Here is a 22,201-nt window from a genome sequence, read left to right on the forward strand (position 1 = left end):
GGCCGGGATGACCCTGATCAGCTTCGTCGTACCGGCCTTCGAGGTGCAGGGCTACCTGCGGGAGTGCCTCGACTCGATCCTCGGCCAGCCGTACGGCGACCTGGAGGTGATCGGGGTCGACGACGCCTCCCCGGACGGCAGTGGCGAGATCCTGGCCGAGTACGCGGACCGCGACCCCCGGGTCCGTCCGGTCCGGCTCACCGAGAACGGGGGGCTCGGTCCGGCCCGCAACGTCGGGCTGGACCGAGCCGTCGGCGAGTACGTCTGGTTCGTCGACGGCGACGACTGGCTGGTCCCCGGCTGCCTGCCGCACGTGGCGAGCCGGCTGGTCGCCACCCGCCCGGACGTGCTGATCGTGGACCACGTCCGGGCGTTCTGGAACAACGTGGGCACCCGCAGCGTCATGCCCGAGGTGTTCCCGCGGCCACCCGGCGCGGAGACGTTCCGGCTGCGGGACCGCCCCGAGACCCTGCGGCTGCTGCACACCGCCTGGAACCGGGTGGTCCGGCGGGAGTTCCTGATCGAGCGGGGGCTGCGCTTCGAACCCGGCTGGTACGAGGACGTCTCGTTCAGCTACCCGGTGCTGATGGCCGCGGAGCGGATCGGCGTGCTGGACCGGATCTGCCTGAACTACCGGCAACGCCGGACCGGGGCGATCACCCGTACCCGGGGGGACCGGCACTTCGAGGTGTTCGCCCAGTGGCACCGGGTGTTCCGGCTGATGGACCGGTGGGGGCCGACGGTGGCCGCGCTCCGCCCCGGGATCTTCGAGCGGATGATCTGGCACTACCTGACCGTGCTCGGCAACGGTGAACGGATCGCCCCCGAACTGCGGCCCGCGTTCTTCGCCCAGATGCACGACGACTACGTACGCTTCCTGCCGCCCGAGGGCTACCCGGTGCCGCCCGGATTGGACGGGGTGAAGCACCGGCTGGTGGCGGCCGGGCGCTGGCGGACGTTCCGCGCACTCCGCGCCGCCCACCAGACCGAGGAGCACGCCCGCCGCTCGGTCCGGCGGGTCCGGCGGCGGGTGCTGCCGGTGGCCCGGCAGGCCGCTCGTGGGACCCGGGACGCCGTGCTGGGCGAGTACTACCGGGCCGAGCTGCGCCGGCCGCTCGACCCGACCCTCGCCGTCTACGCCGCGTACTGGTACCGGGGGTACGCCTGCAACCCGGCCGCGATCTACGCAGCCGCCCGTCGGCTGGCCCCTCAGGTGCGGGGGGTGTGGATCGTCCGGCGGGACCGGGTCGCCAGCCTCCCATCCGGCGTCGAGTACGTGGTCGCCGGCACCCGGGACTACTACCGGGTGCTGGCCCGGGCCCGCTGGCTGGTCAACAACGTCAACTTTCCGGATCACGTACGCAAGCGGGCCGGTTCGGTGCACCTCCAGACCCACCACGGCACGCCCGTCAAGGTGATGGGGCTGGACCAGCAGCGGTATCCGCTCGGCGCGGTGGGCATGGACTTCGCCCGGCTGCTGCGCCGGGTGGACCGGTGGGACTACAGCGTCACCTCGAACAGCTTCTCGACGCAGATGTGGGAGCGGGCGTATCCGGCCGGGTTCACCGCGCTGGAGGTCGGCTATCCGCGTAACGACCGGCTGGCGCTGGCCACCCCGGAGCAGTGCCGCCAGGCCCGGGTGGAGCTGGGCATCGGCCCCGACGAGACGGTGGTGTTGTACGCGCCGACGCACCGGGAGCACCTGCCCGGCTGGCGGCCGCCGTTCGACCCGGACCGGATGCGCGAGGTGCTCGGCCCGTCCGGGCGGGTGCTGGTACGCAGCCACTACTTCCACGACCGGGACCGGCGGCCCAGTGGCCCGGTGAGCGACGGGGTGCTGGATGTGAGCGCCCACGAGCGGGTGGAGGACCTGTACCTCGCCGCGGACGTACTGGTCACCGACTACTCCTCGGCCATGTTCGACTACGCCGTGCTGGACCGGCCGATCGTCGTCTACGCCCCGGACTGGGACGCGTACCGGGTGACCCGGGGCGTCTATTTCGACCTGGTCGCGGAGCCGCCGGGCGCGGTGGCCCTCGATTTTCCCGCCCTGCTCGACGCGTTCCGTTCCGGCGCGTTCCGGGCGGAACCGGCCGAGCAGGCCCGACAGCGGTTCCGGGCCCGGTTCTGCGCGCTCGACGACGGGCACGCCGCCGAGCGGGTGGTTCGCCGGGTTTTCCTCGGCGAGCCGGCCTGAAACCGCTTCCGGCTGGCGACGGGCTGCCGGGACCGCCTTAATTGGGCTGTCACGAGCCGAACATGGCACGTTTACCCGATGTGCTTGTTCGATGATGTTGGTCACAGTCATCTGCGGGTTTCGGCCGAGAGCTGGGGAGGGAGACGGTGACCACCGTCGCGCTCAAGGATGTCACCAAGGTGTTCCAGGACGGGACAGTCGCGGTCGACACCATCAATCTGGACGTCAACGACGGCGAGTTCATGGTGCTGCTCGGCCCCTCCGGCTGCGGCAAGTCCACCGTGCTCCGAATGGTCGCCGGGCTGGAGGACCCGAGCACCGGCGCGGTCCTGCTCGACGGCGAGGTCGCCAACGACCTGCCGCCCCGGGATCGGCGGATCGCCATGGTCTTCCAGGACTTCGCCCTCTATCCGCACATGACCGTCGGTGACAACATCGGTTTCCCGCTGCGGTTGGCCGGGATCGAGCCGGGCCCGCGCGGGGAACGGGTCCACGACGTGGCCGGTGCCCTCGGCATCGGCGACGTACTCGGCCGCAAGCCCAGCCAGCTCTCCGGCGGCCAGCGGCAGCGGGTGGCGATGGGCCGGGCGATCGTGCGCCGCCCCGGGCTGTTCCTGATGGACGAGCCGCTCTCCAACCTGGACAGCGGCCTCCGTGCCGAGCTGCGTGCCGAGATCTCCGGCCTGACGCGCGAACTGGGCGTCACCACCATCTACGTCACGCACGACCAGGCCGAGGCGCTGACCATGGCCGACCGGGTCGCCATCATGCGCAAGGGCGTGCTCCAGGACGTCGGCACGCCCACCCAGGTGTACGGCCGGCCCGCCACCCTCTACGTCGCCGCGTTCCTCGGCAGCCCGCGGATGAACCTGCTGGAGGCGTCGGTCTACGTCCACCTCGACCGGTACGTGGCGCTCAACCTCGGAGAGCAGGCGCTCTACCTGCCCTGGGACGACATCCGTAGCCGTGCCGTGGCGCACTACCACGGCGAGCGGATCGTGGTCGGGATGCGGGCGGAGGCGCTCACCCCGGTCGCCCCGGATTCCCCCGGCCACGTGCTCCAGGGGCGGATCCGTTACCTGGAGCACCACGGCCACGAGTCGCTGGCCTTCCTCGACATCGGCGCCACCGCGATCCTGGTGGACGAGATGGGCACCCCGATGGAGAACATGGAGCCCGGCCAGCGCGGGCTGCGCCGCTTCGGCCAGGTCATGCAGCGGTTCACCGGGCGGGGCGCGGAGGCGTCGGAGGCCGTGGCCGCCGGTGGCGGCAACCGGACCAGCGTGCTCTCCGACCCCGGCCGCCATCACCGCCGTCCGGCGGAGCTGGCCGTCCGGCTCGCCCCGTACCCGGCGGTGTCGGCGGGCCACCCGCTGGCCATCCAGGTGCGGATGGACGCCCTGCACTTCTTCGACGAGCGCGGCGACCGGATCGATGTCGGCTGGCGCTGAACGAGTGCGGCCCGGCCGGTGATCTCGTCACCGGCCGGGCCGTGTTCGGGCTCTCCGGTCAGTTGCCGGCGGCCAGGTCGCCCAGGCCCTCCAGCATCTCGGCGAAGTCGGCCGTCTCCGCCGGTGGCGGCGTCTCGATGTTGACCGGCTTGCCGTAGTCGGTGTAGTCGATGGTCAGGTCGCTCGTCGTGCCCATGACCATGTGCACCCGGCGCGGCTGGTACTGCTCGTCGACCCAGAGGTCGAGCTTGATCTCCTTGACCCCCTGCTTAACCAGTTCCTTCTCGACGCCCTCGCGCAGCTTGGCGTCGACCTGGCCGAGGTAGTTCGCCACCGGCGTGGTGACGGTGTAGTGGACGGTGGGCGCCCCGTTCACCGTCTCCTCACCGACGACGGTGACTCCCTCGGTGGCGAGCAACGTCTTGACCTGCTTGGTCGGGTCCATGTCGTCGAACTGCTTGGTGAAGTCCATCCCCGCCTCGGCACCGGCGGAGGACAGGTCCAGCTTCATCCAGCGCTTCCCGTTCAGGTCCGCGCGGCTCTCCTCGGGGATCTCGATGTAGAACGCGCCGCCGATCATGCGGACGGTGGTCGGGGTGCCGTCAGGCCCCGCCGTCTTCATCTCGGCCTTCACCGGGTCGCGCATGTCCACGACACCCTGCATCGAGATCTTCTGGCCGGCCGTCGTGCCCTCCATCGTCAAGGTCACGGATTCGGCCCTGTCGGAGGCGTCGACCACCTTCTGCAACGAACCCTTCAGATCGCTGGCGAGCAGCGCGAGCACGCTCGGCTTCTCGGGCGCGTCAGACGAACCTGGCTTGGATCCGCAGGCGGTCACCGCCAGTGCGGTGAGCGCGGAGACGGTGAGGACGGCGGATTTCTTCCACAGCGACACGTGGCAGCTTCTTTCCCCGAAGGAGTTTGGGCCTCTCGCCCCGACAGATGGATGACACGCTATCCCAACCGGTCCACCTCGCCGGGAGGTCCGGGCCTGGCCACCAGGGCGCCCTGAGGAGTGCGGGGCACCCGGCTGACGCGCAGGGAGTGGATCAGTGCGCGAATCACCTGGCCTTGCCCCGCTGGTTACCGGCGAGTAGCGTGCGGGGATGTCCGTCGACTCTCGCCAGGTGGCAGCCGGTCTGCTGGAGGCCGTGCCATTCGCCCGCACGCTCGGAATCGAATTCGTCGAGGTCGCTCCCGAGGCCGAGGGTGGGGTGCGGGCCGTCGTCCGGCTCCCCGACGCCGTCGAGCACCGCAACCACGTCGGCGGCCCGCACGCCGGGGCCATGTTCACCCTCGGGGAGACCGCCTCCGGAGCAGTGGTGCTCGCCGCGTTCGGGCACGTCCTCGACCGGGCGGTGCCGCTGGCCGTGACCGCCACGATCGCGTACCGGAAGGTGGCCCTCGGGCCGGTGCTGGCCACCGCCCGACTGGGCTGTACCCCGGCGGAGGTGCTCGCCGAGCTGGACGCCGGGCGGCGGCCGGAGTTCCCGGTCGAGGTGGAGATCGGCACCGAGGACGGGGTCACCACCTCGACGATGACGGTGACCTGGACGCTTCGCCCGAACCGCTGAGGCCCGAATCGGGTTTGCCCGGCCCGTCCGCTGGATAGGGTCGTAACGTGCTGGGTCTACCCGCTCACGTGACCGCCTGCCTCTTCGATCTGGACGGTGTGCTGACGCAGACCGCCAAGGTGCACAACGGCGCCTGGACCGAGACGTTCAACGCGTTCCTCGCCGACCGCGCGGCGGCCACCGGCGAGCCGTTCCGCCCGTTCGACCCCGGCCCCGACTACAACCGGTACGTGGACGGTAAGGCGCGCGCCGACGGGGTGCGCTCCTTCCTGGCCTCCCGCGGGATCAGCCTGCCCGAGGGCACGCCGGACGACCCACCGGAGGCGGACACGGTCAACGGGGTGGGCAACCGCAAGAACGTGGTCCTGCTCCAGCGGCTCCAGAGCGACGGGGTCGACGTCTACCAGGGTTCGGTGCGCTACCTGGAGGCGGCGGCGCGCGTCGGGCTCCGCCGGGCGGTCGTCTCGGCCAGCGCCAACGCCCAGGCCGTGGTCGAGGCGGCCGGGCTGGACCGGCTGCTGGAGGCCCGGGTGGACGGGCTGGTCGCCCACGAGCGGGGGCTGCGCGGCAAGCCGTACCCGGACACCTTCCTGGCCGGCGCGGAACTGCTCGGGGTGGCGCCGGCGAAGGCCGCCGTCTTCGAGGACGCTCTCGCCGGGGTGGCCGCCGGAAAGGCCGGCGATTTCGGGTACGTGGTGGGCGTCGACCGGGTCGGCCAGGCCGACGACCTGCGCTCGCACGGCGCCGACGTGGTGGTGACCGACCTGGCCGAGCTGATGACGGAGCCGGCCCGATGATCCGGGAACGGGCCTATCCGGTCGAGCCCTGGCACGTCCGCGAGACGCGGCTCGACATGGACGTGCTGGCCCAGTCCGAGTCGGTGTTCGCCCTCTCCAACGGCCACGTAGGGCTGCGCGGCAACCTGGACGAGGGTGAGCCGCACGGCCTGCCCGGCACCTACCTCAACTCCTTCTACGAACTGCGGCCCCTGCCGTACGCGGAGGCCGGCTTCGGCTTCCCCGAGTCCGGCCAGACCATCGTCAACGTCACCAACGGCAAGCTGATCCGGCTGCTCGTCGACGACGAACCGCTCGACGTCCGGTACGGCGAACTCCTCTCCCACGAGCGGGTCCTCGACCTGCGGGCCGGCACCCTGCACCGGGAGCTGCACTGGCGCTCGCCGGCCGGGCGGGAGGTCAAGGTTCGCAGCACCCGACTGGTGTCGTTCACCCAGCGTACGGTCGCCATGATCAGCTATGAGGTCGAGCCGGTCGACGGGCCGCTGCGGCTGATCCTCCAGTCCGAGCTGGTGGCCAACGAGACCCTGCCGCCGCAGAGCCGCGACCCGCGGGTGGCCGCCGTGCTGGAGTCGCCGTTGCAGGCCGAGGAGGAGCTGACCACCGCCGACGGTGGGCTGCTGATCCACCGGACCAAGGTGAGTGGACTGCGGGTCGCCGTCGCGATGGCGCACGAGGTGCACGGCCCCGAACGCACCACGATCTCCTCCGAGGGGTACGAGGACTGGGTCCGTACCACGATCGGCGGGGTGCTCAAGCCCGGCCAGACGCTGCGGGTGATCAAGTACCTGACGTACGGCTGGTCCAGCCGGCGGTCGCTGCCGGCGATGCGCGACCAGGCCGGCGCGGCCCTCGCCGCCGCCCGCCTGGACGGCTGGGACGGCCTGCGCCGGGCGCAGCGGGAGTATCTGGACGAGTTCTGGGACGCCTCCGACGTGCGGGTGGAGGGCGACCCGGAGGTGCAGCAGGCCGTCCGGTTCGGGCTGTTCCACGTGCTCCAGGCCGGCGCCCGGGCGGAACGCCGGCCGATCTCCGCCAAGGGGCTCACCGGCCCGGGTTACGACGGGCACGCGTTCTGGGACACCGAGATGTTCGTGCTGCCCGTGCTCACCTACACGCAGCCGAACGCGGTACGCGACGCGCTCTACTGGCGCCACTCGACGCTGCCGCAGGCGCACGACCGGGCCCGGACGCTGAACCTGCGGGGTGCCGCCTTCCCGTGGCGGACCATCGAGGGCCCGGAGTCGTCGGCGTACTGGCCGGCGGGCACCGCGGCGTTCCACATCGCCGCCGACGTCGCCGACGCGGTACGGCGGTATCTGCTCGCCACCGAGGACGAGACGCTGGAGCGGGAGATCGGCCTGGAGCTGTTCGTGGAGACCGCCCGGCTCTGGCGGTCGCTGGGCCATCACGACCGGGACGGGCAGTTCCACATCGACGGGGTGACCGGCCCGGACGAGTACACCGCGGTCAAGAACGACAACATCTACACCAACCTGATGGCGCAGCGGAACCTGCTGACCGCCGCCGACTGCGCGATGCGCCTGCGGGATCAGGCGCTCAACCTCGGGGTCACCGAGGAGGAGGCGGCCGCCTGGCGGGACGCCGCGCGCTCCATGCACATCCCGTACGACGAGGACCTCGGGGTGCACCAGCAGGTGGACGGGTTCACCCGGTTGCAGGAGTGGGACTTCGAGCACACCCCGCCGGAGAAGTACCCGCTGTTGCTGCACTACCCGTACTTCGACCTCTATCGAAAACAGGTCGTCAAGCAGGCCGACCTGGTGCTGGCCATGCACTGGCGGGGTGACGCGTTCAGCGGCCCGCAGAAGATGCGCAACTTCCTCTACTACGAGCGGCGGACCGTCCGGGACTCCTCGCTCTCCGCCTGCACGCAGGCGGTGATGGCGGCCGAGGTGGGCCACCCCGAGCTGGCGCACCGCTATCTGCGCGAGGCCGCGCTGATGGACCTGCACGACCTGAACGAGAACACCCGGGACGGGGTGCACATGGCCTCGCTGGCGGGTGCCTGGATCGCCCTGATCGCCGGCTTCGGTGGCCTACGCGACCACGAGGGCATCCTGTCCTTCTCGCCACGGCTGTCCAGCCGGCTGAGCCGCCTGGAGTTCTCGCTCCAGTGGCGCTCCATGCACCTGCGGGTCGACGTCCGGCCGCATCAGACGACGTACTCGTTGCGGCACGGTGGGCCGGACACCGTGCTGGAGCTGCGGCACCACGGCGAGCCGATCCGGGTCACCTGCGACCAGCCGGTCACGGTGCCGGTGCCGCCGGCCGATCCGACCGGCCCGTCGCCGGAGCAACCGCCGGGCCGGGCGCCCCTGCTGCACCTGCCGGAGGGCACCAGCTGAGCCTGCGCCGTCGTGCGGCGAGACCGGCCCGGCATGCGTCGTCGCGGTCGGCGGCGGCCCCAGCGCCGTGTCGAGCCGAGCCGGCCCGGCCCTGGTCAGGGCCGGGCCGGCTGGTCGAAGGGTCAGAACTGGCGGCCGTTGGACGGTCGCCCCTCGGCGTCGCGGGGCGCCATCGCCCTCGGGTCGTCGGCGGTGCGCGCCTGCGCCGCTTCGTCCGCCCAGTCCCGGGAGCGCTCGGCGTCCTGTTCGCGGCGTTCCCGGTCGGCGTTCTGCTGCCGGGACCTGTTCTGCTGCTGGGCCATGACGATCCTCGCGATCCGTCCGGGGCGCGGCTGCGCCGGTCCGTGGGTCACCTCGCGCCTTCCCGATCGGCCCGGCGGCAAACGGCGGCGCCCGGCCGGTCAACTTCGTGTGCCGCACATTGCGGTCTCCGAGGCACGGGAGACCGCAATGCGGCGCACCCGGACTTGATCATCTGTCCGGCGTGCGAGGGCTGGGGGAGGTGAGCCGGGGGTGGGCGGGGGTATGCCGAGGGCATGGAGACGCGTGGGGTGACGATTCCAGTGGTCGAGGGCGGGCTGGCCGCGGACGTGCTCATGCCGGCCGGCGCGACCGGCGCGGTGCTCTTCGCGCACGGCAGCGGCAGTTCCCGGCACAGCCCGCGCAACGTGGCCGTCGCGCACCAGCTCAACGCCCGGTCGCTGGCCACCGTGCTGGTCGACCTGCTCACCCCCGACGAGGACATGCTGGACGCCCGGACCGCCGAGCTGCGCTTCGACATCGGGATGCTCGCCGAGCGGCTGGCCGCCATCGTCGACTGGATGGGCGGCGATCCGGCGCTGGGCCCGCTGCCGGTCGGCCTCTTCGGGGCCAGCACCGGCGCGGCGGCGGCCCTGGTGGCGGCGGCCGCCCGGCCCGACCGGGTGGCCGCGGTGGTCTCCCGCGGCGGTCGGCCCGACCTGGCCGGCAACGCCCTGTCGGCGGTACGCGCCCCGACGTTGCTGCTGGTCGGCGGCCTCGACGAGGAAGTGATCGTGCTCAACGAGCAGGCCCGGGCCGAGCTGGGCGAGGTGGCCGAGCTGCGGATCGTCCCCGGTGCCACCCACCTCTTCGAGGAGCCCGGCACCCTCGACCAGGTGGCCGACCAGGCCGGCACCTGGTTCACCACCCACCTGCGTACTCCCCACCCGGCCTGACCCTCGTGCCGATCATGGAGCGGTTTGTGCTCGCCATGCCCGGGAAGGCCAAGCGTGAGGAAGGGAGATCCGGCCATGAGCGACTTCATGAAGAAGGCCGAGCAGTTCGGCGAACAGCATCCCAAGCAGGCCGACCAGGGCATTCAGAAGGCCGGCCAGGAGGTCGACCAGCGCACTGGCGACCGGTACGACAAGCAGGTCCAGAAGGGCGAGCAGGAGGCTCAGCAGCGGATCGACCAGGGCAACCGCAACCGCTGACCGCGCCGCGCTCCCGGGTCGTCCCAGGTGGGCGACCCGGGAGAGGCGTGTCCGGATCTCCTGCCGCCGGCCGGGCGGATTACCGCCGGACATCGCGCCGGCCAGCCCGGCGACGGTACCGGGCGATCACCAGCCCGGGTAGCGGACCCCGTTGACGTTCACCCGCAGGCTGAACAGTGAGCTGGAGGCGCAGATGTAGAGGTGGTTGCGCTTCGGGCCGCCGAAGGTGAAGTTCGCGACGACCTCGGGGAGGCGCAGCTTGCCCAGCAGGGTGCCGTCCGGGTCGAAGCAGTGCAGCCCGTCGTACGCGGCGACCCAGACCCGGCCCGCGTCGTCAAGACGTACGCCGTCGAAGCTGCCGGCGTCGCAGGTGGCGAAGACCTCATCGCCGCGCAGCGTGCCGCTCTCGGTCACCCGGAACCGGCGCAGGTGCTTCGCCCGGGTGTCGACCACGTAGAGCTGAGACTCGTCGGGGCTGAACGCCAGGCCGTTGGGCTGCCCGAAGTCGTCGGCGACGAGGTGCACCTCGCCGTCGTGCGGGTCGACCCGGTAGACATGGTTGCCGTCGATCTCGCGCTCCGCGCGGTTGCCCTCGTAGTCGCTGTCGATGCCGTAGCTGGGGTCGGTGAACCAGATCGACCCGTCGGAGCGCTCGACGACGTCGTTCGGGCTGTTGAGCCGCCGGCCCCGCCAGCGCTCGGCCAGCACCGTGTCGGTGCCGTCCGCCTCGGTGCGGGTGACCCGCCGCCGGCCCTGCTCGCAGCTCACCAGCCGGCCCCGTCGGTCGACGGTGTGCCCGTTGGCGTAGCCGGCCGGCTGACGGAACACCCCGACCGCGCCGGTGGTCTCGTCCCAGCGCAACAGCCGGTCGTTGGGGATGTCGCTGAAGACCAGAAATCGTCCGGCGGGGAACCAGGCCGGGCCCTCCAGCCAGCGGCCCCCGGTCCAGAGGCACTCCGTCCACTCGTCGCCGTTGACCCGACGGAACCGTTCGTCGAGCACCTCGAACCGGGTCCTGAACCGGTCGACCATGACCGCCTCCGTTCGTGACTGGGATTCGGAATCAAGCTAACATGACCGAACCAGGATCAGGCTAGGCGTAATCTTCCGAACAATTTACGGAGGCGGGAAGTGGATGAGATAGACCGGAGGCTGCTCGCCGCGCTGCAACGCGACGCCACCCAGTCGTACGCCACGCTGGCGGGCACGGTCGGCCTCTCCACCGGCGCGGTGCACGACCGGGTACGCAAGTTGCGTGAGCAGCAGGTGATCCGGCGGACCACGGTGGACGTCGACCCGGGCGCCGTCGGCCGGGGCGTGCTGGCGTTCGTGCTGGTGGAGGCGAACGAGTGGATGGGCGACCAGCCCACCCACGACGCCCTGGCCGCGCTGCCCGAGGTGGAGGAGGCACACGTCATCGCCGGCCCCGCCTCGCTGCTGGTCAAGATCCGGGTCGGTACGCCCGAGCAGCTCCAGGCCAGCCTGCGCCGGCTGTTCCAGGTGGAGGGCGTCACCGGCACACAGACCGTGGTGGTGCTGGAGAGCTTCTTCGAGCGCCCGCTCGACCCGCACCCGCCGACTGCCTGATCCGGCGGCTACCGCAGCAGGGCGGGCAGCTCGCCGAGGGTGGCGAGCATCTGCCCTTCCCAGGCGGGATCGGTGTCGTGGTGCTCGGTGGTCCGGATCACCGTCATGCCGACCGCCGCCGCCCCGGCCAGTTCGCCGTCCGCGCCGTCGCCGACGAAGACGCAGTCGGTGGGGTCGACGCCCAGCCGTTCGGCCGCCGTACGGTAGATCGCCGGGTCGGGCTTGGCCATCCCGACGGTGCAGGAGAAGACCGCCTCGTCGAAGCGGCGGGCCAGTGCGCTGGTGTGCCACGCCTCGGCGGTCTCGGCGGTGGCGTTGCTGATCAGGCCGAGCGGGTGGCCGTCGGCGCGTAACGCGTCCAGCAGGGCGAGGGTCTTCGGCGCGACACCGTCCAGCAGTCGGGCGGCCAACTCCCGGCGGTGTGCGGCGGCGCGGGCCACCTGTTCCTCGGTCGGCGTCCCGCCGAGTCGCCGGGCGAGGATCCGTACGGTCTCGGCCACGTCCCAGCCGAGCATCCGGTCCCGCCAGGTGGCGTGGTACGCGGAGACCAGCGCGGCCGGTTCCACCCCCACCATCAGTGCCATCTCGCCGACCACCCGGTCCCGTTCGGGGTTCGCCCCGTCGATGAGGGTGTGGAAGAGGTCGAAGATCACCGGCCGCGGCATGCCACATGCTAACGACGGCGAGGGCCGGCCTCCCCGGGTGGGGAGACCGGCCCTCGTGGCGCTCGGTCAGGAGCTGTAACCGCGGCTGGCGATCCAGTTGGCCAGGTCGGTCACGTTCATCCAGTACGTCGGCTCGCCCGGGCTGGCCGGGTCGGCGATCAGTACCGTCTTGCCGTCGTCCTTGTACTCGACCACCGTCAGGTAGTGGCCCGTGTAGCTGTGGGCCACCCCGTCGACGTCCAGGGCGGTACCGATGATGTTGGCAACGACCGGGCGGCCCTGGTCGACCGCGGCCTTGACGTCGGTCCGCAGCTGCTCGACCTGGTCCTTGGTGGCCGCGTTGTCCCGGATCTCGGTGGTCTTGTACTTGCCGTCGGTGTACTGGTTGAGCACCCGGGTGATGTCCAGGGCGGAGTCGGTGCCGTTCACCGTGGTGCCCAGCTTCTGGGCCAGCTCGTCCTGGTTGACCTGCTTACCCTCGGCCGACAGTGCGATCCGGGTCGCGGCCGGCCCGCAGTAGTAGAAGTTCGGCTGGGCCTGGTACTGGTAGCCGGTGCGGCGGTCGCCCTTGCCGCTGCCCTTGTCGGCGGACGCCGACTTGGCCGACTTTGCCGGCTTGACGGCCGGAGCGGCGTGCGCGGCCACGGCGGGGCCCGCGACCACGCCGCCGGACATGACGAGACCGGCGACGGAGAGCATGCTCCTGCGGAAGATCTGGTTCATCGAGGCTCCATTCGGGGGTTGACGTCCGGATACGCGGACGCGGCACCGGGAGTGGCGCTCGGGCACTGCAACGACCGCCACGGACGGGCCCATTCCGCCCGTCGAGCCGTCGTGCTCGTGTACGAGAAGTGGAACCAGCGGGGTGCGGCGGTGATTTCCGCAGGTCGCATGGCCCCGGTCACCCCGAAAACGGGAATCGTGATGAAAAGGCCCAGATCGCCCGACGCCCCCACTCCCACACGAACCAGATATTCACCGCAGGTGGCGCACCCGTCCTGCGGGAGGCGACGCCAGATGCGGCAAGTCGTGGTCTTCCGGAGCCCGGATACAGCCACCTGCCGCACCGGGAGTGGATCATGCGTTCGGCGGGCGGTGGCGGGCGATCACGACAGGGGGCGGCGTAGCCGGTCCGGGCCCGGTGGGACGGGCGCGCGATCGGGCGGCCCGGGACGCTCCGCGCGCCGCCGGGCGGCCAGCCGGCCCAGGTAGAACAGGGCACCGGCCAGCACGCCCATGTCGTCCAGATAGATCGGGTCGGGGAGCAGGTCCACCGGGAGGATCGCGTAGATCAGCGCGCCGTAGAACGCCACCTTCCCGCCGGCCCCCAGCGTGCCGAGCAGCCGGCGGGCCCGAATCACCCGGACGGCGAGCAGCACGGCGCCGACCAGCGTCGCCAGCGCGACGAGAGCGGCGAGCACGACCAGGACCCAGGTCTCACGGGACACAGCGCCACGCTAACCGAGCCGGGCCAGTTCCGCCGGGTACCGGCACGCCGGCCCGGCCCGCTGTCGGTGTCAGTACACCGGCACGGCCGCCCGTCCCCGGGCCGGCGGCGCGATCTCGCGGGTGATGTCGGCCTGGCCGGCCGGCAGTTCCCGGGTGGCCTCCGGCCCGACGAGATCCACGATGGACAGCGCCGACTGCGTCTCGGGTGCGGGCTGGGTCGCCGCGTACGCCTCGTCGCGCAGGCTCCGCGCCGCGACAGCGGCCAGCTCGGCGGCCTGCCAGGCGGCCTGCTCCCGCTCCCGGGCGGCCTGCTGCCGGGCGCGCAGGTTGTCCCGGACCAGCCGGCGCAGCAGCAGTTCCTGCTCCACCGGGTGCCGGCGAGGGTCCCAGCCCTGGTGCCCGAGGATGTCGCTGAGCTGCTGCACGGTGATCTCCTTACGCCACTGCGCGTCCAGCGCGGCCCGGTGCAGCCAGCGCTCCCGGTCCGCGTACTCGGCGGGCGTCCGGGCGGTACGCGGCAGGGGCAGCGCGGCAGCGGCGGCCAGCCGTCGGACGTCCTCCTCGGCCGCCTCGTACGCCTGCCACGCCTCCTCGACCTCCTCCTGGGCGGCCAGCCACTCGGCCCGTCGCCGCTCGGCGGTGGCTGCCGCGCGGGTCGCGGCCACCTCGACCTCCTGCGCGTACCGGGCCCGCTCGCGGGTCTCCTCGGCCAGTTCCAGGCTGCTCGGCCTGGCCGCCTCGGTGATCCGGTCGCCGAACACCGGCCGGAACCGGCCCGGGCGGACGACCAGCGCGGCGACGACGATCGCCGCCACGGCAATCAGGGCCAGCCAGATCCCGGCGGCCTGGGGAACATCGGGCAGGACGGTGGAGAAGACGGTCTGCATCACCAGCACCTCGTGGTGGAACGGTCGGACTCAGGGTCTGGGGCCCGCTGGGCGGGCAGCGGATCGCCGTGGGCGCGCCGGGGCGCGAAGGCACCGCTGGGGCCGTACCCGATGGCACGGCGAGGAACGCACCGGAGGCCGCGCGGGCGGCCGGCGTGCTCAGCCGCGCGGCGGGCCGCGGCGGGCGATCGACTCCCGGCCGGGATCGGCGGCCGGGACCACGACGGCGGTCGCGGGCGGTGCCGCGACGTCGTGGTCGGCGTGCCGCGACGGTATGCCGGGCACCGGCGACACGGACGCCGAACGCGGCTGCCCAGCGGTGGCCTCGGCGGCCGGCGCGGCGAGCCGGACCTCGGCGGCCGACGCGCCGCCGGCCGCGCGCGTGGGCCGGACGATCGGCGCGGCGGCGGCATCGGGGGCCGTGACCAGCAACCCGTCGAACGCGACGGAGGCCGCCCGCAGGCCGGTGACCTCAACCGGCCGAAGTGGGCCGACGGTGGCGGGCGCGGCGGCCAGCCCGTTGAGCCCGACGACGAGTGCCAGGGCGGTCACCGCCACCCGGGTCAGCTTCCGCAGGGTGCGCAGCGTCGCAGCCCAGAGGGAGGGGGCGAACGCTACGGGCAGCACCAGTCCAACTTATCCGGCGGAACCGCGTGGTGCAGCTCGACAAGTGCGCGGGCGACGTGACTCGCCCCACCCTCCGCCCTGGACGGACAGCGTTCGTACGAGGCGGCCCACCCGGTGCCCCAAGCCACCGGGTGGGCCGTCGCAGTCACTCGAACCGCAACCCGTCCGGACGGGTCAGCCGCCAGAGCACCGGCAGGCTCGCCAGGGTCACCAGCAACACCACCGCGGCACCGAGCCCGACGCCGAGCCCCACCACCGGCCAGCTCACCACCACCGGTCCGCCCACCATCTTGAGCAGGGCCGCCCCCATCGCCACCCCGATGCCGGTGGCGAGCACCAGCCCGGCCAGCACCGGCACCCCGGTCTGCCCCAGCACCGACCAGCCGAGCGTGCTCCGAGGCGTCCCGACGGCGACCAGCGCGGCGAGCAGCCGGCGGCGCTCCCGGAGCTGCTCCAGGACGCCGACCAGCATGCTCACCCCGATCAGCAGCAGGGTGACCACCGCGCCGCCGAGCAGCCCACGCCGGACGTTGACGAACTGCGAGTTCTCCCGTACCGAGTTCAGCGCGTTCACCGAGGCGAACAGGTCCAGCCCGGCCACGTCGGCGCGGACCCGTTCCATCGCCTCCGGATCGTGCGGATCCAGGCTGAGCAGCGCATGGGCCGATACCCCGGACCGTGGCAGGGACGGCATCGCCCCCGAGGTGACCAACAGTCCGGCGTGCCGCGCCCCCATCGGGTCGTCGCGTACCGGGACGGTCCGGGCGTTCGCCGGTACCTGCCAGGTCGCGATGCCGTCGCCGAAGCTCAGCCGGGCACCAGGACCGATGCCGGTGATCGGGCCGATGCCGGCTTCGGGGTCGTTCGGCCGGACCAGGAAGACGTCACCGTCGGTGCAGGACCCGAGGTCGCCGTACTCGGCCAGCGCCGCGCAATCACCGACCAGCACCTCGGCGAGGCGGTGCTCGGATTCGTCCTCCCTGCCGGGGACGGTCTGCGGGACCGCCGTCAGATGCAGGGTGCCGATGCTGCGCGTCACCGCGGGAATGGCCGCGATCTGTGCCAGGGTCCTTCCGGGCTCCGGCGGGTTGTACAGCGAGACGGCAACCTGGGCCCGGGACAGGTCCTGGCCGGTGGTCTCCCGGAACTCGTGCTGCACGCCGGCCACCAGCATCTGCAGCCCGATGGTGCCGGCCACCGCCACGGCCACCCCGCTGACCAGCCGGGCCGAGGCGGCACTGTCGAGCTGGAGTCGCCGTACCGCGAGCTGCCAGGGCGGCGGGCCGCCGCGCAGCCGGCGTACCAGGATGTCGACCAGCCAGGGCAGCAGGGTGACCGTGCCGACGAGCAGCAGCACCGCGCCGGCCGCGACCTGGGCGTCGGTCCGGGTGGAGCTGGCGGCCCGGACGTCGGCGAGTGGACTGAGCAGCGCGAGCCCGGCGAGGGGCAGCAGCAACCGCCACCACAGCCGGCGCCGGACCGGGGTAGCCCGGCGGCTGACCCCCAACGGCGTGACGAGCACACCGCGCAGGGCCAGCAGCGCCACCCCGGCGGCGAGCAATGGCACGGCCAACGCCACCAGCGCCACCAGCCACGGCACCGGGCGCAGGTCGCCTGGAAAGACGCTGATGCCGTACCACGAGACCACCAGTGCCAGTTGGCGGCCGGCGAGGAAGAGCACCCCGCCGACGGCGAGCCCGAACAGGGCAGCGGTGCCGGCCTCCCCGGCGGCGATCCGGCGGACCATGCCGGCGTCGGCCCCGAGCAGCCGGAGCGCGGCGAGCCGACGGTCGCGCTGCTCGCCGCCGAAGCGGACGGCCGCCCCGAGGAACACCACGATCGGCAGCAACAGCACCACGAAGACCACCACGACGAGCAGCCACAGCACTGGGCCGAACTCCTCCTCCGAGCCGACCCCGCCGAAGTGGTCCAGGCGTATGGCGCGCTCGGGCGTCAGATCGTCGCGGCCCAGATAGAAGGCCAGCTCGTGGGGGCCGGAGAGGCCGTCGGGAGCGATCGTGCCGGTGACCCGGGCCCCGCCCAGGCGGGGGGCGAGCAGCGGTCCGTCCGGCGAGTCGAGCAGGGCACGCAGCTCCGGTGAGACCACCGCCTCGCCGTCGCGGGGAAAAGCAGCCAGCCCGGGTGGCAGCGGCGCGTCCGGCCCCTCCGGGTGGAGGATCCGCCCCCGCACATAGCGGTCGCGGAAGTCGGTGTCGGCCCAGGCAACCAGCAGCGTGTTCGCCGCCGCCGACAACTCAGGCCCGTTACGCATGTCGGACCGGGCTGCGGTCCGGTCGCCACGGGCGTCGATCGCACCGGGCACCGCCGCGGCGAGCAGCAGCATCGCGACCCCGACACCCACGCCGAGTGTGGTCAACAGGGTTCGCGTCCAACCCTCCCGCCCGCCGGTGCGGGCCATCCGGGCCCCCATCAGCAGGTCGCCCAGCCCGGCCCGCAATCGGCCGCCGGGCCGTCGGAACTCCACGCCGGTCACGCCACCTGCTCCAGGCTGCGGGCCCGGCCGTCGCGGACCACGACCTCCCGATCGGAGTACGCCGCCACCCGCGGTTCGTGGGTCACCAACAGGACGGCCACGCCGGCCCCCCGGGCCGCGTCGGCGAGCAGGCGCATCACCCGCTCGCCGTTGAGTGAGTCCAGGGCGCCGGTGGGCTCGTCGGCGAAGACGACCCGAGGGCCGGTGACCAGCGCGCGGGCCACCGCCACCCGCTGGCCCTGGCCGCCGGAGATCTCGCCCGGGCGCTTGCCGGCGACGTCGGTCACCTCCAGCCGGTCCAGCCACTCGGTGGCCCGCCGTTCCGCCTCGCGGCGGGGTACGCGTTCCAGGCGCAGCGGCAGCGCGACGTTCTCCAGGCAGGTCAGCTCCGGTACGAGCTGCCCGAACTGGAACACGAAGCCGAACTCCCGGCGGCGCAGCGCGCTGCGGGCCGGATCGGAGAGGCTGGTCAACTCGATGCCCCGGTAGTGCACCTGACCCTGGTCCGGGCGCACGATGCCGGCCAGGCAGTGCAGCAGCGTGGACTTGCCCGACCCGGACGGGCCCATCAGCGCCACCACCTCGCCGGCGCGTACGGACACCGAGGCGCCGGCGAGGGCCTGGGTCGGGCCGAAGGACTTGTGCAGGTCCGTTCCGGTCAGCAGGGCGTCGCCGGTCATCAGCGGATCTCCTTCGCCAGCTCGTCGAGGCGGGCGGTGGTCAGTTCCAGCCAGCGCAGGTCCGCCTCCAGGTGGAAGAGCGCGTGGTCGCAGATGAGCTGGTCGGCCAGGTCGCCGTCGGCCTTGCGCCGGGTCAGCTCGCGCATCAGCCGCAGGTGCTCGGCCCGTTGGGTGTCCAGCAGGTCGGCGGCGGGGCGGCCGGTGAGCAGCGCGAGCACCACCTTGGTGTAGAGGACGTTCTGCAGGTAGGGCTCGGGCTTCTCGGGCTGGGACAGCCAGCGCTGGACGTCGGTCACGCCCGCCTCGGTGATCGCGTACCGCTTGCGCTCGGGGCCCTCGCCGGGCTCGACCGAGTCCACCTCGACGAGGCCGTTACGGAGCAGTCGGGACAGCGTGGAGTAGACCTGGCCGAAATGTAGCGGCCGGCTGTGTCCGAAGCGCTCGTCGTACGCCCGCTTGAGGTCGTAGCCGTGTCTTGGGCTGGATTCCAGCAGCCCGAGGAAGGTGTGTCCGATCGACATGGCGTGGACTATACACAGCAGGTATACCTGATGTGTATACCTGGGTACGCAAACGCGGACGGCGCGACGACCCCTCCGGTGAGGGCTCGCCGCGCCGTCCGTCAGCGTGCGATCAGTCGGTGCCGAGCACCGGCGGCGGCGCCGACCGGCCGTCGCCCCAGACCATCTCGTCCTCGGTCAGCCAGGTGAGCCGTTCCTCCGACTCGTCCTCGGCGTGCTGGCCACGCCCGCCCAACACGCCGTTGCGCCCGGCCATCGCGGGACGCGCGTTCGTGCCGCGGCCGCCGTTGGACTTGCCACCGTCCGTCTCCACCACGATGCCTCGCCCGGCGGCGAGCCGCCCGGTGCCGGCCGCCGCCCGGTTCTCCAGGCCGGACATCGCGCCGGGCCGGCCGGCGGTCGGCACGCCCGCGCTGGCCAGCGAGCCGGTGCCGCCCACCACGCCCAGCGGCCCGTAGGGGCCTCCGCCCGGAGAGACGGTCGCGGTGGTGCCGCCGATGCTGGTGAGGCCGGTGACCGCCGGGCCGGTGGTCACCGGGGCGGCCCCGGCGAGCGAGGTGCCGGCGGGCTCGACCACGCCGACGGAACCGATGGTGCCCGGGTTACCCGTGCCCGGGTTACCCATTCCCGGGCTGCCGGTGCCCGGGCCGCCGGGACCGGCGCCGACCACCGTGCCGCTGCCCGGGGCCGTGTGGTGGACGCCGGACGTGGTCGCGGTGGCCCCCGGGATGAGGCCGGGCGTGCCGGAGGTCGGCCCGGACGAGGGCGTGGCCACCGACGGGCCGTTGCGCAGCGTCGGGTCGCTCGGGTCGGAGTGGCCCGGCAGGCGACGGTCGGGCGGCTCGGGGATGACGACCCGTCCGTAGGCGGAGAAGTCGTATCCCTCGGCCAGGTTGGCGACGACCTGCACCATCCGCTGGTGCGCCTTCTCCTGCTCGGCCTTGTCCTGCTCGTGGCCGACGATGCCACCGATCACGGCGCCCGTGAGGCCGCCCACCAGGAAGCCCTTGCCGGCACCGGAGATCAACTTGTCGTTGTCGTCGGTCTCCTCCGGGCTCTCCGCCTTGGACTGGGCGGTGCGCAGCTCGGTGGCCATCATGTCGAGGGCCTGCCGGATGCCGGCCATGCCGTGGGCGAGGTTGCCGGAATAGTCGACGACCAGGTTCAACCGCTGGTGGAACTCCCGGGCGGCGTCGCCCGTCCAGGTCTTGGCCAGCGCGTCCAGGTCGCCGGTCAGATCCCGGCTGAGGCCCTCCAGGGTGTCCTTCAGCGAGCTCCACTGGGCGCCGAGCCCGTCGATCTGCTTCGGGTCACCCGCGGTGACGCCCTGGTAGAGCTCCTTGTGGCTGACGTGTGCGTAGCGGCTGGTGTACTCAGACACGCGGATCAGCTCCCTTCGCCGGCTTCATCGCGTCGCTCAGCCCGGAGAGCGCGGCGATGATGTCGGCCGCGGCGGCCGCGTTGCGCGCCTCGGCGGTCCGGTAGTTGGTCATGATCGTCTGGGTCGCCTTCTTGGCGGCCACGATCGCGCGGTGCAGCCGCTCGGCGTGGTCGACGTAGCTCGCGTGGGTTTCCGAGTAGCGGCGGGCGTTGGCGTTCGCGTCGGTGAACGTGCCCAGCGCCGGCGGCCGGCACTGCATCTCGGTGTTGAGCTTCTTCAGCACCGCCTCGGCCTCGCTCAACCGCCGCTCGAGCCGCTGGTGAAAGTCCTCCAAGGACAGTACGTCAACTGTCGTGCGCCCGGTCATGACTGCATCCCCGTAGTCATCGTCGAGATTCGTTGGCCACGCTCAGGTTAGTCGACCGGAGCCGCGCCGGGCGACCCGCGGCCGGCCGCGCTCCAGATCGGACCGTCGGGTCAGCCGCCCTGGGTCCCCGTCGTCTCCGTGTCATCCGAACCGGCCGTCGTGCCGGACGAACCAGCCGCCGTGTCGGACGAGCCGGACGATCTGGTGCTCGGGTCGAAGTGGGCCATGGCGTCCTCACGGGCCAGGGTCGGCCCGATCGGCACCAGCGCCAGCAGTGAGGCGGGCACCGCCAGCGGGGTCACCTCCCCGTAGCCGAGCGCCGCCTTCGCGCCGGGCCCGAGCGGGTAGCGAACCCCCTGCGCGGTGATCAGGTAGACCGTGGCGCCGGCCGCCGCCTTCCCGCTCTCACCCGCTGTCGCCTGCACCAGCACGCCCTTGCCGCCCGGCAGCAGCACGCTCTCCGCGGTACGCACGGCGTCCCGGCTTCCTTGCCGGGCGGTCACCCCGGCCGCCGCGGTCAGCTCGGTCGGCGGCTGGTCGAAGATCTCCAGTGTGGTGACCGGTGGCTGCCCGGACCCACCCTTCCGGTAGGTGGCGCACAGCACGGTCCGCCCGGGCTGCACCTCGTGCATGGTGGGCAGCTTCTCCGGCAGCCCCGCGGGCTCCAGCCGCTGATCGGTGAGGAACTGGCCGGCCTGGTTCGGCGTGAGGTCGGTTACCTTGCCGCCGCCGCCGAGCAGCAGCAGCGCGGTCATCTCGGTGATCGTCACCAGTCCTTGCCGGGTCAGCACGTAGTACTGCTCGGCGGCCCGGAAGACCTGCCCGACCCGGGCCGGGCGGTCGCCCACCGTCAGCGGGCTGGAGCCGTCCTCCCCGTCGATCGTCGGCTTCCGCAGCTCCGGCCCGACCGGCACCGCGTTGAGCAACTGCTGCCCGACGGCGAGCGGCGTCGCGCTGGCCATCTTCAACGCCACCAGCGCCTTCTGGTCGCCGACGATACGCAGCCGCGCGCCGTTCGTGAGCAGGTACCGCTTGCCGTCCGCCCGGACCAGCACCGCCCGATCGGTGAGCGGGGTGCCGCCCGACAGCGGCCGGTCGACCACCAGCCGGGTGGTGGAGCGCTGAGGGTCAGCCGGATCGGGCACGTCACAGACCGACCAGGGCAGCTCGACCAGCGACTTCCGGTCCGGCACGTCGTCCGGGGCGCCGACGATGCCCACCGCCCGGCCCCGCGGCCGGTCCTTGATCGACGCCTGGGAAACGGTCCGCACCGTCGGGTCGGCCTCGTCGAGGATCAGCCGGGCCGAGGCGTAGTTGAGGGTCGGGTACAGCACCCCCTCCGTGTAGACGTACGTGGCACCGGTCTCCCGCTCGATCACCAGCGTGTTCGACTCCAGTGGCGCGGCGTTGCCGGTGAGCTGCCCGTACGCGCCGGCGCCGCCGAGCACGACGGCAGCGGCGATCACGCTGCCGAACACCGCCATGCCGAGCCGGCGCATCGGCAGGTCGTTGGTCTCCGGGTCGCCGGAGAGCAGTGCGGAGACGATGCGGCGGGTGACGAAGCGGTACGCCTGCACCTGATCGCGGCGGGTCCGCATGACTAAACCTCCGGCGGGGGTGGGTCCGCGACGATCAGGTCCGAAACTCCGCCGCGGGCTTCCCTACGATAAGGGGCCGTCGACGGTTCACCGGGACCCCGCC

General features: G+C 72.5%; 22 protein-coding genes. 8 read left to right on the plus strand and 14 right to left on the minus strand.

Annotated features, from left to right (window positions below; all coding sequences use genetic code 11):
- The first annotated feature begins 7 nt into the window (after window positions 1–7).
- Window positions 8–2,197: a bifunctional glycosyltransferase/CDP-glycerol:glycerophosphate glycerophosphotransferase gene (locus GA0070604_RS02185; protein ID WP_091113315.1), complete on the plus strand. Its 2,190-nt coding sequence runs from the start codon at window positions 8–10 to the stop codon at window positions 2,195–2,197.
- 146 nt (window positions 2,198–2,343) lie between these two features.
- On the plus strand, window positions 2,344–3,648 hold the full coding sequence (locus tag GA0070604_RS02190; protein WP_091113319.1) for an ABC transporter ATP-binding protein: 1,305 nt from the start codon (window positions 2,344–2,346) through the stop codon (window positions 3,646–3,648).
- Between the two features lie 58 nt (window positions 3,649–3,706).
- On the opposite strand, the gene GA0070604_RS02195 is transcribed toward GA0070604_RS02190, so the two are convergent.
- Window positions 3,707–4,543, minus strand: coding sequence for an SCO4651 family lipoprotein (locus tag GA0070604_RS02195; RefSeq protein ID WP_091113322.1), 837 nt, complete (start codon window positions 4,541–4,543; stop codon window positions 3,707–3,709).
- 211 nt (window positions 4,544–4,754) lie between these two features.
- Here GA0070604_RS02195 and GA0070604_RS02200 point away from each other — a divergent pair, with 211 nt between their 5' ends.
- Genes GA0070604_RS02200 through GA0070604_RS02210 form a run of 3 tightly spaced genes read left to right on the plus strand, consistent with a single transcriptional unit; the run spans window position 4,755 to window position 8,388 of the window.
- A complete protein-coding gene (locus GA0070604_RS02200; protein WP_091113326.1) occupies window positions 4,755–5,222 on the plus strand; it encodes a DUF4442 domain-containing protein in 468 nt (155 codons plus the stop codon).
- Window positions 5,223–5,269: 47 nt separating this feature from the next.
- The gene (locus GA0070604_RS02205) at window positions 5,270–6,019 is read left to right on the plus strand and encodes an HAD family hydrolase (RefSeq protein ID WP_091113330.1); all 750 of its coding nucleotides are present in this window, start codon (window positions 5,270–5,272) and stop codon (window positions 6,017–6,019) included.
- A complete protein-coding gene (locus GA0070604_RS02210) occupies window positions 6,016–8,388 on the plus strand; it encodes a glycoside hydrolase family 65 protein (protein WP_091113333.1) in 2,373 nt (790 codons plus the stop codon). Before GA0070604_RS02205 ends, GA0070604_RS02210 begins: the two co-directional genes overlap by 4 nt.
- A gap of 122 nt (window positions 8,389–8,510) precedes the next feature.
- On the opposite strand, the gene GA0070604_RS02215 is transcribed toward GA0070604_RS02210, so the two are convergent.
- Window positions 8,511–8,690, minus strand: coding sequence for a hypothetical protein (locus GA0070604_RS02215; RefSeq protein WP_091113336.1), 180 nt, complete (start codon window positions 8,688–8,690; stop codon window positions 8,511–8,513).
- 234 nt (window positions 8,691–8,924) lie between these two features.
- Between GA0070604_RS02215 and GA0070604_RS02220 the strand changes: the two genes are divergently transcribed.
- A complete protein-coding gene (locus tag GA0070604_RS02220) occupies window positions 8,925–9,584 on the plus strand; it encodes a dienelactone hydrolase family protein (protein WP_091113339.1) in 660 nt (219 codons plus the stop codon).
- Window positions 9,585–9,659: 75 nt separating this feature from the next.
- Window positions 9,660–9,842: an antitoxin gene (locus GA0070604_RS02225; RefSeq protein ID WP_091113342.1), complete on the plus strand. Its 183-nt coding sequence runs from the start codon at window positions 9,660–9,662 to the stop codon at window positions 9,840–9,842.
- A gap of 126 nt (window positions 9,843–9,968) precedes the next feature.
- Here GA0070604_RS02225 and GA0070604_RS02230 read toward each other — a convergent pair whose 3' ends face one another.
- Window positions 9,969–10,874 carry an SMP-30/gluconolactonase/LRE family protein gene (locus GA0070604_RS02230; RefSeq protein WP_091113346.1) on the minus strand — a complete coding sequence of 302 codons (906 nt, stop codon included), beginning with the start codon at window positions 10,872–10,874 and terminating at the stop codon, window positions 9,969–9,971.
- A gap of 99 nt (window positions 10,875–10,973) precedes the next feature.
- Here GA0070604_RS02230 and GA0070604_RS02235 point away from each other — a divergent pair, with 99 nt between their 5' ends.
- Entirely contained in the window at window positions 10,974–11,429 is a 456-nt protein-coding gene (locus GA0070604_RS02235) for an Lrp/AsnC family transcriptional regulator (protein WP_091113350.1), read from the plus strand.
- 8 nt (window positions 11,430–11,437) lie between these two features.
- On the opposite strand, the gene GA0070604_RS02240 is transcribed toward GA0070604_RS02235, so the two are convergent.
- The 11 genes from GA0070604_RS02240 to eccB all read right to left on the minus strand — a co-directional run bounded on the left by GA0070604_RS02240 (window position 11,438) and on the right by eccB (window position 22,098).
- On the minus strand, window positions 11,438–12,094 hold the full coding sequence (locus tag GA0070604_RS02240; RefSeq protein WP_091113354.1) for an HAD family hydrolase: 657 nt from the start codon (window positions 12,092–12,094) through the stop codon (window positions 11,438–11,440).
- Between the two features lie 66 nt (window positions 12,095–12,160).
- Window positions 12,161–12,817, minus strand: coding sequence for a C39 family peptidase (locus GA0070604_RS02245; protein WP_091113358.1), 657 nt, complete (start codon window positions 12,815–12,817; stop codon window positions 12,161–12,163).
- A gap of 383 nt (window positions 12,818–13,200) precedes the next feature.
- Window positions 13,201–13,542, minus strand: coding sequence for a YkvA family protein (locus GA0070604_RS02250; RefSeq protein ID WP_091113362.1), 342 nt, complete (start codon window positions 13,540–13,542; stop codon window positions 13,201–13,203).
- Between the two features lie 69 nt (window positions 13,543–13,611).
- Window positions 13,612–14,430 carry a hypothetical protein gene (locus tag GA0070604_RS02255; protein WP_091126847.1) on the minus strand — a complete coding sequence of 273 codons (819 nt, stop codon included), beginning with the start codon at window positions 14,428–14,430 and terminating at the stop codon, window positions 13,612–13,614.
- 159 nt (window positions 14,431–14,589) lie between these two features.
- Complete coding sequence (locus GA0070604_RS02260) at window positions 14,590–15,057, minus strand: hypothetical protein (RefSeq protein WP_091113365.1); 468 nt, start codon at window positions 15,055–15,057, stop codon at window positions 14,590–14,592.
- 145 nt (window positions 15,058–15,202) lie between these two features.
- Window positions 15,203–17,551: an ABC transporter permease gene (locus GA0070604_RS02265; protein WP_208601960.1), complete on the minus strand. Its 2,349-nt coding sequence runs from the start codon at window positions 17,549–17,551 to the stop codon at window positions 15,203–15,205.
- Window positions 17,548–18,231: an ABC transporter ATP-binding protein gene (locus GA0070604_RS02270; RefSeq protein ID WP_091113368.1), complete on the minus strand. Its 684-nt coding sequence runs from the start codon at window positions 18,229–18,231 to the stop codon at window positions 17,548–17,550. The genes GA0070604_RS02265 and GA0070604_RS02270 overlap by 4 nt, the downstream gene beginning before the upstream one ends.
- Window positions 18,231–18,752: a PadR family transcriptional regulator gene (locus tag GA0070604_RS02275; protein WP_091113371.1), complete on the minus strand. Its 522-nt coding sequence runs from the start codon at window positions 18,750–18,752 to the stop codon at window positions 18,231–18,233. The genes GA0070604_RS02270 and GA0070604_RS02275 overlap by 1 nt, the downstream gene beginning before the upstream one ends.
- A gap of 112 nt (window positions 18,753–18,864) precedes the next feature.
- Window positions 18,865–20,133 carry a WXG100 family type VII secretion target gene (locus GA0070604_RS02280; protein ID WP_091113375.1) on the minus strand — a complete coding sequence of 423 codons (1,269 nt, stop codon included), beginning with the start codon at window positions 20,131–20,133 and terminating at the stop codon, window positions 18,865–18,867.
- Window positions 20,126–20,500 carry a hypothetical protein gene (locus tag GA0070604_RS02285; RefSeq protein ID WP_091113378.1) on the minus strand — a complete coding sequence of 125 codons (375 nt, stop codon included), beginning with the start codon at window positions 20,498–20,500 and terminating at the stop codon, window positions 20,126–20,128. The genes GA0070604_RS02280 and GA0070604_RS02285 overlap by 8 nt, the downstream gene beginning before the upstream one ends.
- Before the next feature lie 110 nt (window positions 20,501–20,610).
- A complete protein-coding gene (eccB, locus tag GA0070604_RS02290; protein ID WP_091113382.1) occupies window positions 20,611–22,098 on the minus strand; it encodes a type VII secretion protein EccB in 1,488 nt (495 codons plus the stop codon).
- Window positions 22,099–22,201 lie beyond the last annotated feature (103 nt).

The organism is Micromonospora eburnea, assembly GCF_900090225.1.
Classification (GTDB): Bacteria; Actinomycetota; Actinomycetes; order Mycobacteriales; family Micromonosporaceae; genus Micromonospora; species Micromonospora eburnea.